This is a genomic window from Streptomyces sp. SID5910, from assembly GCF_009862125.1.
In the GTDB taxonomy this organism is placed as follows: domain Bacteria; phylum Actinomycetota; class Actinomycetes; order Streptomycetales; family Streptomycetaceae; genus Streptomyces.
Genome location: NZ_WWHX01000852.1, coordinates 1 through 10,856 on the forward strand (window position 1 = coordinate 1; position 10,856 = coordinate 10,856).

14 protein-coding genes and 1 pseudogene are annotated in these 10,856 nt (G+C 73.3%); 8 read left to right on the forward strand and 7 right to left on the reverse strand.

What is annotated here, in order from left to right; all coding sequences use genetic code 11:
* Window positions 1–124 precede the first annotated feature (124 nt).
* Together GTW67_RS29890 and GTW67_RS29895 are read right to left on the reverse strand one after the other, a co-directional pair.
* A complete protein-coding gene (locus tag GTW67_RS29890; RefSeq protein ID WP_161167879.1) occupies window positions 125–814 on the reverse strand; it encodes a copper homeostasis protein CutC in 690 nt (229 codons plus the stop codon).
* Between the two features lie 108 nt (window positions 815–922).
* Window positions 923–1,606, reverse strand: a complete 684-nt coding sequence (locus GTW67_RS29895) for a maleylpyruvate isomerase family mycothiol-dependent enzyme (protein WP_161167880.1) — start codon at window positions 1,604–1,606, stop codon at window positions 923–925.
* 47 nt (window positions 1,607–1,653) lie between these two features.
* Here GTW67_RS29895 and GTW67_RS29900 point away from each other — a divergent pair, with 47 nt between their 5' ends.
* Together GTW67_RS29900 and GTW67_RS29905 are read left to right on the forward strand one after the other, a co-directional pair.
* Window positions 1,654–2,316 carry an HD domain-containing protein gene (locus GTW67_RS29900; RefSeq protein WP_161167881.1) on the forward strand — a complete coding sequence of 221 codons (663 nt, stop codon included), beginning with the start codon at window positions 1,654–1,656 and terminating at the stop codon, window positions 2,314–2,316.
* Between the two features lie 10 nt (window positions 2,317–2,326).
* Window positions 2,327–3,406 (forward strand): GNAT family N-acetyltransferase, encoded by a 1,080-nt coding sequence (locus GTW67_RS29905; RefSeq protein WP_202437879.1) that lies wholly within the window; start codon window positions 2,327–2,329, stop codon window positions 3,404–3,406.
* Here the strand turns inward: GTW67_RS29905 and GTW67_RS29910 are convergent.
* Both GTW67_RS29910 and GTW67_RS29915 read right to left on the reverse strand, forming a co-directional pair.
* Window positions 3,379–3,666, reverse strand: a complete 288-nt coding sequence (locus GTW67_RS29910; protein ID WP_161167882.1) for a DUF4031 domain-containing protein — start codon at window positions 3,664–3,666, stop codon at window positions 3,379–3,381. The genes GTW67_RS29905 and GTW67_RS29910 overlap by 28 nt on opposite strands.
* 10 nt (window positions 3,667–3,676) lie before the next feature.
* Window positions 3,677–4,060 (reverse strand): DUF8819 family protein, encoded by a 384-nt coding sequence (locus tag GTW67_RS29915; protein ID WP_161167883.1) that lies wholly within the window; start codon window positions 4,058–4,060, stop codon window positions 3,677–3,679.
* Between the two features lie 55 nt (window positions 4,061–4,115).
* On the opposite strand from GTW67_RS29915, the gene GTW67_RS29920 reads away from it, so the two are divergent.
* The 3 genes from GTW67_RS29920 to GTW67_RS29930 all read left to right on the forward strand — a co-directional run bounded on the left by GTW67_RS29920 (window position 4,116) and on the right by GTW67_RS29930 (window position 6,734).
* Window positions 4,116–5,069, forward strand: a complete 954-nt coding sequence (locus GTW67_RS29920) for an SIS domain-containing protein (RefSeq protein ID WP_161167884.1) — start codon at window positions 4,116–4,118, stop codon at window positions 5,067–5,069.
* A gap of 106 nt (window positions 5,070–5,175) precedes the next feature.
* Window positions 5,176–6,111, forward strand: coding sequence for an N-acetylmuramic acid 6-phosphate etherase (gene murQ / locus GTW67_RS29925; RefSeq protein ID WP_161167885.1), 936 nt, complete (start codon window positions 5,176–5,178; stop codon window positions 6,109–6,111).
* 44 nt (window positions 6,112–6,155) lie between these two features.
* A complete protein-coding gene (locus GTW67_RS29930) occupies window positions 6,156–6,734 on the forward strand; it encodes a hypothetical protein (protein ID WP_161167886.1) in 579 nt (192 codons plus the stop codon).
* Window positions 6,735–6,754: 20 nt separating this feature from the next.
* On the opposite strand, the pseudogene GTW67_RS29935 reads toward GTW67_RS29930, so the two are convergent.
* A pseudogene (locus GTW67_RS29935) lies at window positions 6,755–7,132 on the reverse strand (hypothetical protein); the annotation flags it as partial.
* Window positions 7,133–7,250: 118 nt separating this feature from the next.
* Here GTW67_RS29935 and GTW67_RS29940 point away from each other — a divergent pair.
* Both GTW67_RS29940 and GTW67_RS29945 read left to right on the forward strand, forming a co-directional pair.
* Window positions 7,251–8,090, forward strand: coding sequence for a helix-turn-helix domain-containing protein (locus GTW67_RS29940; protein WP_161167887.1), 840 nt, complete (start codon window positions 7,251–7,253; stop codon window positions 8,088–8,090).
* Window positions 8,074–8,280, forward strand: a complete 207-nt coding sequence (locus tag GTW67_RS29945) for a DUF397 domain-containing protein (RefSeq protein ID WP_161167888.1) — start codon at window positions 8,074–8,076, stop codon at window positions 8,278–8,280. Before GTW67_RS29940 ends, GTW67_RS29945 begins: the two co-directional genes overlap by 17 nt.
* On the opposite strand, the gene GTW67_RS29950 is transcribed toward GTW67_RS29945, so the two are convergent.
* Window positions 8,271–9,308: a glycoside hydrolase family 113 protein gene (locus GTW67_RS29950; RefSeq protein ID WP_161167891.1), complete on the reverse strand. Its 1,038-nt coding sequence runs from the start codon at window positions 9,306–9,308 to the stop codon at window positions 8,271–8,273. The genes GTW67_RS29945 and GTW67_RS29950 overlap by 10 nt on opposite strands.
* A gap of 149 nt (window positions 9,309–9,457) precedes the next feature.
* Here GTW67_RS29950 and GTW67_RS29955 point away from each other — a divergent pair, with 149 nt between their 5' ends.
* On the forward strand, window positions 9,458–10,123 hold the full coding sequence (locus tag GTW67_RS29955; protein WP_161167889.1) for a TetR/AcrR family transcriptional regulator C-terminal ligand-binding domain-containing protein: 666 nt from the start codon (window positions 9,458–9,460) through the stop codon (window positions 10,121–10,123).
* Window positions 10,124–10,223: 100 nt separating this feature from the next.
* Here the strand turns inward: GTW67_RS29955 and GTW67_RS29960 are convergent.
* The coding region (locus GTW67_RS29960; RefSeq protein ID WP_524539837.1) for an oxidoreductase at window positions 10,224–10,856 on the reverse strand (633 nt) is incomplete at its 5' end.

Below are 10,856 nucleotides of genomic sequence, written 5' to 3' on the forward strand. Positions count from 1 at the left end.
GTGCCGCCCCAGCGGCACGACTGCCCGCAGCTACGTAGGCCACGCGGGCGCCGGCACGGCTGCCCGCGGCTGTGTCGGCCGCGCCGGCGCCGGCACGACTGCCCGCGGCCGGGCGGACACGTCGCTATCCGCCCAGTACCCGCCGCCACTCCCCCACCGCAGGTGCCGAGACCGGGCCCGTCCACCCGGAGGGTCTCGCCGCGCCGCCGATGTGGAAGCCGTCGATGCCCGCGTCCAGCAGGGTCGGGACGTGGGACAGGCACAGGCCGCCGCCCACCAGGAGCTGCTGCTCGTACCCCGGCTCCCCCCGCCGCCGCGCCTCGGCGAGCAGCGTCGGGAGGCCCTCGCCGACTCCCCCCGCCGCCCCGGCCGTCAGATACGTGTCCAGCCCGGGGAAGTCGGCCAGGGCCTTGCGCACCGCGTCCCGGTTGGCGGCCCGGTCGATGGCCCGGTGGAACGTCCACCGGCATCCCTCCAGCGCCCCGGCGACGCGCTCCACCGCCCGCAGGTCCACGTCGCCCTCCGCGTCGAGGAACCCGAGCACGAACTGGTCCGCCCCGGCCCCCCGCATCTCCCCGGCGATCCCCGCCAGCCGCTCGACGTCCCCCGCGGCGAACCCGTCCGCGAGCCGCAGCATCACCCGCAGGTCGATGTCGACGGCGGCGCGGATCGCGGCGACGGTCCCGGCCGACGGGGTGAGCCCGTCGGCCGCCATGTCGGTGACCAGTTCGAGGCGATCCGCGCCTCCGGCCTGGGCGGCGACCGCGTCCTCGACGTCGAGGGCGATCACCTCCAGGACTGCTCGCTTGCTCATGGGACCCCATTCGTCGGGCTTCGTCGGCTTCGTCGGGCGTGCTCGGCTGTCCGGACCGCTACAGGTCTAGTCCAATCCAAGCCTACGCCCCGCCGCCGCGCGCTCGCCTCAGTCGCCGAAGATGTTCAGCTCCGCCGCCTCCACCCCGGCGAGCTCGTACCCCGCCCCGGCGTCCACCGGCCGCCCCGCGTACAGCCGCACCAGCGTCGCCGCGTCGCCGATGTACCGCCCCGGCGGCCGCTCACCGCTCACCTCGCCCAGCTTCAGCGGCTCGTCCACGTCGTCGAGGTCGGCGTGCAGCGGGACGTGTCCGAGGTCCCGGGTCACCGTGGTCAGCAGGGTGAGCGCGTCGGGCAGCCCGCGCCCCGCGTACGCCCCCGGCTCGCCGAAGGTCACCCGCAGATCACCGGCGTGCACCCACTCGCCCAGCGCGACCCGGTCCAGTACACCGCCCGCGCGGCCGATCACCGGCCCGGCCTCGGTCATGCCGCGTTCCAGCTCGTCGACGATCCGGGCGTTCGACCAGTCGGCGCGTTCGGCGATGTCGCGGTCGTTGGAGGCGGGCGAGAAGACGCCCTTCTCGAAGCGTTTCTCGACCACCCGCATCAGCGCGGCCGAGCAGTGCGCCAGCACGTCCCGCACGGTCCAGCCCGGACACGCCGCCACCGGCAGCGCGAAGTCGCCGTCCGCCCGGGACCGCAGCAGCGGCACCAGTTCGTCCCGTTCGAGGGTGAGCAGCCGCCCGGGCAGCTCGGGGTCGCGTACGTCGTTCACGTCGGCAGGAGTCGTCATGCGCTCCACGCTAGGCCCTGTCGTCACACTCCCGGGAGAATGAGCGCATGGCCGATCTCGACGCCCTGCGCGCCCGCTTCGCCCGTGCCCTGAACGGAGCCCGGGGCTCCGACGCCGGTCCGGACCCGGCGCCGTACGCCGACAACCTGCTCGGCCGCTGGCAGGAGCCCCAGCGGCGCTATCACACGCTCACCCATCTCACCGCGGTCCTCGACCGCGTCGACGAGCTGGAGCGGTACGCGGACGACCCGGACGCCGTACGACTGGCCGCGTGGTTCCACGACGCCGTGTACCTGCCCGAGCGGTCCGAGAACGAGGAGCGGTCGGCGCGGCTGGCCGAGCGCGCGCTGCCCGAGGCCGGCGTGCCTGCGGAGACGACCGCCGAGGTGGCCCGGCTGGTGCGGCTCACCGTGTCGCACGACCCCGCCGACGACGACCGCGACGGCCAGGTGCTGTGCGACGCCGACCTGGCGGTCCTCGCCTCGCCGCCGTCGGCGTACGCCGCCTACACGGCCGCCGTCCGCGAGGAGTACCACTTCGTGCCGAACGACGCCTTCCGCGAGGGCCGCGCCGCGATCCTCCGCCAACTCCTCGCCCTGCCCGCCCTGTTCCGCACGCCGTACGGCCGCCGCGCGTGGGAGGCGACCGCCCGCCACAACCTCGCCGGAGAGCTGGAAATGCTGTCGCCGGACGGTGACCCGGCCCCGTAGCCTGCCCGGCATGCGGACCATGGGCGGGGATCAGGTGGAAGAGGCCGTGGCGGGCGCGGTGGCGCTGCTGCGCACGGCGACGGACCGGGACTGGGAGGGGGTGCGGGCCGGCCGGCTGGAGTGGAGCTGCCGGTACACGGCGGAGCACATCGCGAGCGACCTCATCGCCTACGCCGGCCAGCTCGCCGGACGCGCCACCGGCGCCTACGTCCCCTTCGAGATCACCCTCGACGACGGCACCGGCAACGAGGGCGTCCTCCAGGTCATCGAGACGACCGGCGCGCTGCTCGCCGCCACCGTCCGCACCACCCCGCGCGAGGTCCGCGCCTTCCACCCGTACCCCTTCCGCAGCGCGAACCGCGAGGGCTTCGCCGCGATGGGGGTCACCGAGGTGCTGGCGCACACGCACGACATCGCCGAGGGCCTGGGCCTGGCCTACGAGCCGCCCGCCGCACTGTGCGAGGACGTGCTGACCCGGATCTTCCCGCACGTCCAGCCCGGCCCCGACCACTGGCGCACCCTGCTGTGGGCCACCGGCCGCGGCGAACTGCCCGGCCGCGCCCCGCTCGACGGGTGGCGCTGGAACAACAACCTCGTGATCCCCGCCGGACGCCTCACCCTCCAGGGCGTCACCCCCGCCGCCGCCTCCGACCTCGCCGCGGGCGGCGACGGCGGGTTCGCGTGGGTCGACGGCGGGCCGTACCAGGGCACGCGGGACGCCGCCGGGATGCTGCTGAAGGCGTACGAGGCGGGCGTGCACCGGCCCGAGTGGGGCGTGTTCACGCTCGTGCGCACCGAGGACGGGCGGGCGGTCGGCGGCATGGGCTTCCACGGCGCGCCCGACGAGGACGGCCGGGTGGAGATCGGCTACGACCTCGCCGAGACCGCCCGCGGCCACGGGTACGCCACCGAGGGCCTGCGCGCCCTGTCGGCGTGGGCGCTGGAGCGCGACGAGGTGACGTCGGTGTTCGCGAGGACCGAGCCCGGCAACCTGCCGTCCCAGGCCGTCATCGCGCGCGCCGGTTTCACGCGGGTCGCCGGCGAGGACGAGGAGCAGTACGCCTACGAGCTGCGCGGCTCGCGCGGCTGACCCGTGCCCTTACGCCGCCGCAGCCCCGCCCCGTGCAGCAGCCGCACCACCTCGCGGCTGCTGACCTCCAGGGCGCCGGCGGACACGGCGTCCGCGTACCGGTGGGCGGGCAGGTCGTAGTGGTCGCGTTCGAAGGCGCGGCGGGGCACGCCCAGGGTCTCGGCGAACGCGTGCAGTTCGGCGTAGGAGACGTCGCTGACGAGGTGCGACCAGAGGCGGCCGTGGCCCGGCCAGGTCGGCGGATCGATGTAGACGGTCACCGGGGCGTCCTCACGACGACTGCGTGCCGCCCAGGGCGGTGCCCAGCGAGCCGACCGCCGCGACCTTCACCCCGGCCTTGCCGCACACCCAGTGCGGGTCCGGGCCGAGCTCCGGTTCGACGTCCAGCGCGTGCGGGTCGCCGGAGCCGCACACCGGGCACAGCGGCCAGCGGCCGTACCGCTCCAGCAGGGCGTCCTGGACGTCCTGCGCGACCAGCCCGGCCACGAACTCCACGCCCTCGGGCCACTGCTCGACCCACCAGCGCCGCTGCACGACGGACTCCTCGACGAGCGACACGACGTCCGCCTCGGCCACCTGGCCCGCCACCAGGTCGGCGAGCACGAGGGCGCGCGCGGCGTGCAGGGCCTGCTCCAGGGGGCTGATGGGGTCCATGCCCCCATTGTGCGCACTCTTGACCCGAGGACCGAAACGAAAATATCTTTCATGAGTGACCGATGAAGTGAAGGAAACTTTCGCGAGCGCGTCCGGTGGCCGCCGCGCCGGCGGAGGCGGGAGCGCGCCGCCCGCGCCCGCCGCCCTCGCGGCCAAGGTGCGCACACTCGCGCCGTCGATGACCCGCTCCATGCAGCGGGTCGCCGAGGCCGTCGCCGGCGACCCGGCCGGCTGCGCGGCCCTCACGGTCACGGGGCTCGCCGAGCTGACCGGCACCAGCGAGGCCACCGTCGTACGCACCGCCCGCCTGCTCGGCTACCCCGGGTACCGCGATCTGCGCCTCGCGCTCGCCGGGCTCGCCGCGCAGCAGCAGTCGGGTCGCGCGCCCGCCATCACCACGGACATCGCGGTCGACGACCCGATCGGGGACGTCGTCGCCAAGCTGGCCTACGACGAGCAGCAGACGCTCGCCGACACGGCCGCCGGACTGGACACCGTCCAGCTCGGCGCGGCCGTCGCCGCGCTCGCCGCCGCCCGCCGCACCGACGTGTACGGCATCGGCGCCTCCGGGCTGGTCGCCCAGGATCTCACCCAGAAACTGCTGCGCATAGGGCTGATAGCCCACGCCCCGAGCGACCCGCACCTGGCCGTCACCAACGCGGTGCAGCTGCGCGCCGGGGATGTCGCCCTCGCCATCACCCACTCCGGGTCGACCGGGGACGTCATCGAGCCGCTGCGGGCCGCCTTCGAACGCGGGGCGACGACCGTCGCGATCACCGGCCGCCCGGACAGTCCCGTCACGCAGTACGCCGACCATGTGCTGACCACGTCCACGGCGCGGGAGAGCGAGCTGCGGCCGGCGGCGATGTCGTCGCGGACCAGTCAGCTGCTGGTGGTGGACTGTCTGTTCGTGGGGGTGGCGCAGCGGACGTACGAGGCGGCTGCGCCGGCTTTGGCGGCGTCCTATGAGGCGTTGGCTCATCGGCATGGGTCGCGCGGGAGACCGTAGGGCTTGATCTTTGTGGGTGGCTGCGGGTTCGTTGTGGTTGATCGCGCAGTTCCCCGCGCCCCTGGGTTAGTACAGGCATCGCACGTTGAAAAGGGCCGCATCCTTTATGACCTCCACCCCCCATCACCCCGATCTCCGTTCCCAGTTGGAGACGATGTCCACCGAGGCGTTTCGGCCCGAGTTGGCCGAGATCGATCGGATGGCCACCCTCGACATCGCGCGGCTGATGAACGGTGAGGACGCCACCGTGGCGGCTGCCGTTGCTGCGCGGTTGCCCGAGATCGCCGCCGCCGTCGATGCCGTCGCCGCCCGGATGAGCCGGGGTGGCCGGCTGGTGTACGCCGGTGCCGGCACGGCGGGCCGGCTCGGTGTGCTGGACGCCTCCGAGTGCCCGCCCACCTTCAACACGGAGCCGGGGCAGGTCGTCGGCCTGATCGCGGGCGGCCCGAGTGCCATGGTCACCTCCGTCGAGGGCGCCGAGGACTCCGCCGGGCTGGCCCGCGCCGACCTGGACGCCCTCGGCCTCACCGCCGACGACACGGTGGTCGGCGTGTCCGCCTCCGGCCGCACCCCGTACGCGATCGGCGCCGTCGAGCACGCCCGGGCGCTCGGTGCGCTGACCGTCGGCCTGGCCTGCAACGCGGGCAGCGCGCTGGCCGCCGCCGCCGAGCACGGCATCGAGGTCGTCACCGGGCCCGAGCTGATCACCGGCTCCACGCGGCTGAAGGCCGGCACGGCGCAGAAGCTGGTCCTCAACATGCTGTCGACGATCACGATGATCCGGCTCGGCAAGACCTACGGGAACCTGATGGTCGACGTCCGCGCGTCCAACGAGAAGCTGCGTGCCCGCTCCCGGCGTATCGTCGCGCTCGCCACCGGCGCAGGGGACGAGGAGATCGAGCGGGCCCTGGCCGCCACCGACGGCGAGGTCAAGCACGCCATCCTGGCCCTGCTGGCCGACGTCGACGGCCCGACGGCCGCCCGTCTCCTGGCGGACTCCGACGGTCACCTGCGGGCCGCGCTGGCGGCGGCGAAGGGCTGACGGCACGGGCGGGTCCGTCGGTGCCGTGTGCGACCCTGAGGAGCATGAACCACGCCCAGCTGACCGCCCTGGGCCGCGCCCTGCGTCTCCTCGGTGAGCACGGCGAGGCCCTGACCGCCGACACACCGGACGCCAAGGTGCACGAGATCCGGGCCGACCTGAAGCGTGCGCTGGAGCGGCTGGAGGAGAGCGTCACCACGGCGGCCCCCAGCACCCGCTGCCCCGAGCACCCGGGCGGGCCGGTCGACGAGGCCGCCCCCGACCTGTGCCTGCTGTGCGAGACCCGCCGCCGCGCCGCCCGCCGCGCCGAGTACGGCGGCGGTCCCCTCCCGGCCCGGCCCGCCGAGCGGGCGCCGTCCCGCTACGGGATGCGGGGCGACCGCCCCCAGCCCCAGCAGCGCTGGCTGCCGGAGCTGTGGAACGGCCAGGCGTGGCAGCTGTGCGGCACCCCGCGCCGGGACCGCCGCGAGGCCGAGCTGTACATCGCCGCCCAGCTACGCGCCCCGCGCGCGGCCATGGCGTACCGGCTGGTGCACGAGTTCACGGACTACGAGGTGCTGCGCGTGTGGGGGACGCCGGTCCGCGTCGACATCGAGCCGATGGGCGGCATGGGCGGCGCCTGAGCCGCGCCGGGCGTACCGGTGCTCTCCTCGTTGGTCCTGCGCAGCCGGGCCCGCATCACCTCCTGCGACGGCGCCACCGCCACCGCGCCGCTGGGACAGTCCCACTCGCGCCCGCCCGCCATCGGACGCAACTGCACGCACCCGCCGACGTGCCCCCTCACCTCCCCGATTCGCCCGTCCCGCTCGTCCACGGCGTACGTGCCGACCGGCGGCCACTCCCCCCGCACCACCGACGCCAGCCGCTCCGCGACCCGCACATTGCACCGCCCCAGGTCCACCAGGGCGAACGGCGCGTCGCTCGCACCGGTCACCGGATCGACGCACAGCGACGGCAGTACGACACCGGCGCCCACGAGGGCCTGCCGCAAGGACTCGACGACTTCTTCGGTCGACCGCACCCTTCCTCACCTCCACGCTGAGTTCGTGATTCACGACACAGCGTGGCCGCCGCGGCCCTAACCTGGCCATACGAGACACCCCAACAACCCCCGCTGTACGACAGGGAGTCCCGCCGCCATGCCAGGACCGAAAGACCTCGACCCCTCGTCGTCCCCCCGCGCCCTCCTCGGCGCCGAGCTTCGCCACGCCCGCGAGAAGGCGGGCCTGAGCCAGGAGGAACTCGGCGCCCGCCTCTTCGTCAGCGGCTCCTTCATCGGCCAACTGGAGTCCGGCACGAGGAGAATGCAGCCGGAGTATGCGCGGCTGTTGGACGAGGTACTGGGCACGGAGGATTTCTTCCAGCGGAACTGCGCGGCCGCGGCGAAGTCGAAGTACCCCGAGCACTTCGCGGAGGCCGCGGAGGCGGAGGCGCAGGCCACGGCCATCCGACAGTACTCACCGTTGCTTATCCCCGGGTTGCTTCAGACGCCCGCGTACGCGCGAGCAGTGTTCCGGGCTTATCGGCCGACAGGCACGGACGAGAAGATCGACGCGCTGGTGGCAGCTCGGATGGAACGGGCCTGCTTCCTCGATGACCCAACAGAGCCCTTGTTGTGGGTGGTGATCGACGAAGCCGCGCTGCGTCGAGTGACAGGTGGGCGTCAGGTCATGGCAGAAGCCCTGCGCCACCTTGCCGATGTGGTTCGGCGAAACCGTGCCATCGTGCAGGTCCTCACTCTCGACGCCGGCGCCCACGCGTCGATGGAGGGCTCCATCAAGTTGATGGACTTCGAGGACGCACCTCCACTCCTCTATTTCGAGGGCGTAGGAACCGGACGGCTGGAGGACGACCCGGCCGCTGTGCGGTACCAGCGCCACACCTACGAACTCCTTACCGCCTCCGCCCTCTCACCTCAGAAGTCCCTGGCCCTGATCGAGACGATGGCGCAGGATTACGCCCATGAGGAGCAACTCTGACGCCACTTGGCGCAAGTCCAGCTACAGCGGCGGCAGCGGCGGCGACTGCCTCGAAGTCGCCGCCGACGGGGGCGCCACCGTCATCCCCGTCCGCGACTCCAAGCGCCCCGAAGGGGCAACCCTCCGCTTCCAGGCCGCCGCCTGGTCGGTCTTCGTCAACGACCTCAAGGCATCCCCTGCTCACAAGTGACCGTGGACCCGGCTGCGGCCGTACTCCGCGAGCGCGCGGAACGCGGCTTTGGGCTCCCACGGCAGGCCCGGGTACACGGTTCCCGTGCGGCTGCCGTCGAGGACCTTGACCACGCCGAAGGACGCTTTGTCGAAGTCACGGTCGTCGGCGCCCGAGTGCGGGAGGTCATAGCGGGCGAAGGTGTTGACGAAGGCCGCGTCGACGGTGGAGTGGTCGAGGGCGTCGATGAGTTCACGCAGGTACACGGCTTGTTCCTGTTCGTCACGGGCCACGGGGCTGGTGAACCGCACCGGACGGGCGCGGTCGTCCCACACGATGACGGCGTCGCCCCGACCGCCGGCGTCGGCGGCCCCGCGGTAGGTGGTGCAGCCGAACTCCGTGACGGCGGCCGGCTTGCCGTGTGCGGTCAGTGCCCGCAGGCCGTCGGCGAGCCGGTCGGCGGTCTGCGCGTCGCGGTAGCCGGCGTCGGTGGCGACGATGTCGAACGGCGTCCAGTCCACGCCCTCGAACGGAAGTGAGGCGTACCCGATCCGGCCGCCGAACCTGGCGCGCACCGCGGCGACCGCTGTGCCGAGGAAGGCGTTGACCCGGGCGGGGAGCCCGGGCAGCGCGGCCCGCAGTCGCTGCGGGTCGGTGAGGACGGCGGCGCGTTCCTCGAACGTGTCGCCGGGGAGCATGCCGACGGTGAAGAGGGAGATCTCCGAGCCGGTGAGGAAGACGACCTCGGCGCCTTCGCGTCGCAGCCGTTCGGCGCGTTCGGCGCTGTCGGTGAGGAAGTCCAGGAGTTCTCCGGTGGTGAGGCCGTTGGTGAACGGCGAATACCACACCTCCAGTTGAGCATCGGCCGCGTGTCGCGCGGCCGTCTCCAGCCGGTCGCGGTCCCCGCCGGTGACACGTACGGCGTCACAGCCCAGCTCGTTGCGGATGATCTGCATTTCACGGCGGACGACAGCGGGGTCGAAGGGTTCGCGGGTCGTGGTTCCCGCGTTGGTGAAGCCTGTGTCGTAAGTGATGCCGAAGGTGCGCACGACGGATACTCCCCTCACGATATACGGTACGCAACGTACCGTATTAGGTACTTGGCGTACCCTAGCAGGCCGGAGAGGGAATGCGTGAGACGCCGGAAAGTACGATGCGTACCGAGGATGCGGATGCGCGGGACGAGAGAGGACGGCCGGTGGCACAGGCCAGGGAGGAACCGCGGCAGGCCCCGGCGACCCGGCGACGCGGGGCCGAGCTGGAGGAGGCCATCCTGCGAGCGGCCGCCGAGGTGCTGAAGGAGTCCGGCGTCCCGGCCCTGACGATGGACGAAGTGGCCCGGCGGGCCGGGACGAACAAGAACGCGCTGTACCGGCGCTGGCCCAACCGCGTCGCGCTCGGTGTGGCGGCATACCGCCGACTGGCCGCGGCCGAGACCGCGCCGCCGGACACCGGCTCGCTGCGCGGCGACACCCTGGAGATGCTGCGGCGCGCGAACAGCACCTGGTCGTCCCCCTACGGGGAGATCCTGCGCGGCCTGATCGCGGCGGCGGGCAGCACTCCGGAACTCCTGGCCGAACTGCGCGACCCGGCGGCGGAAAGCGCGCACGAGGCGGCCTGGCTGACCGTGCTCGGCCGGGCGGTGGCCCGTGGAGACGCCGCGCCCGAGGCGCTGCACCCGCGAGTCGCCGAGACGCCTCTGGCGCTGCTGCGCAACGAGTACGTGATGCTCGGAGTCCCCACCGTGCCCGACGCCGTCCTCGCCGAGATCGTCGACGAGGTCTTCCTGCCCCTGGTTCATGGGCGGGGGCACACGGCGGCGCGGCCCTCGCCCCGCGCCGGCCGCGATCAGGCGGGGGCGTAGCGCCTCAGGACGGCCCCCACCGGCGGTGCGGTGCGCACCACCGGCTCGGGGACCTCGCGCCGCGGTACGCACCCGATGCGCGTCCGGAGCCGACCCAGTGTCAGCTCAGGGTCTTCAGCGCCGCCGCGTCGAAGGGGGCCAGCTCCTCGAAGCGGCCGGCGAGGACCTTCTCGGCCCACTGCGGGTCCTGGAGCAGGGCGCGGCCGACGGCGACGAGGTCGAACTCGTCGCGCTCCATGCGGTCCAGGAGGCCGTCGAGGCTGCCCAGCCCGGCGCCCGCGCCCTGGAACGCCTTGACGAACTCGCCGTCGAGCCCGACCGAGCCGACGGAGATGGCGGTCCTGCCGGTCAGCTTCTTCGTCCAGCCGGCGAGGTTGAGGTCGGAGCCCTCGAACTCGGGAAGCCAGTAGCGGCGGGTGGAGGCGTGGAAGGCGTCGACGCCGGCCGCGGCCAGCGGCGCGAGGATGGCCTCCAGCTCCTCGGGGGTCTCGGCGAGGCGGGCGTCGTAGGCCTCCTGCTTCCACTGGGAGTAGCGGAAGAGCACGGGGAACTCGGCCGAGACCCTCTCCCGCACCGCGGCCACGATCTCCGCGGCGAACTTCGTACGGGCCACGGGGTCGCCGCCGTAGGCGTCGGTGCGGCGGTTGGTGCCGGACCACAGGAACTGGTCGACGAGGTAGCCGTGGGCGCCGTGGATCTCCACGCCGTCGAAGCCGAGCGCATCGGCTTCGAC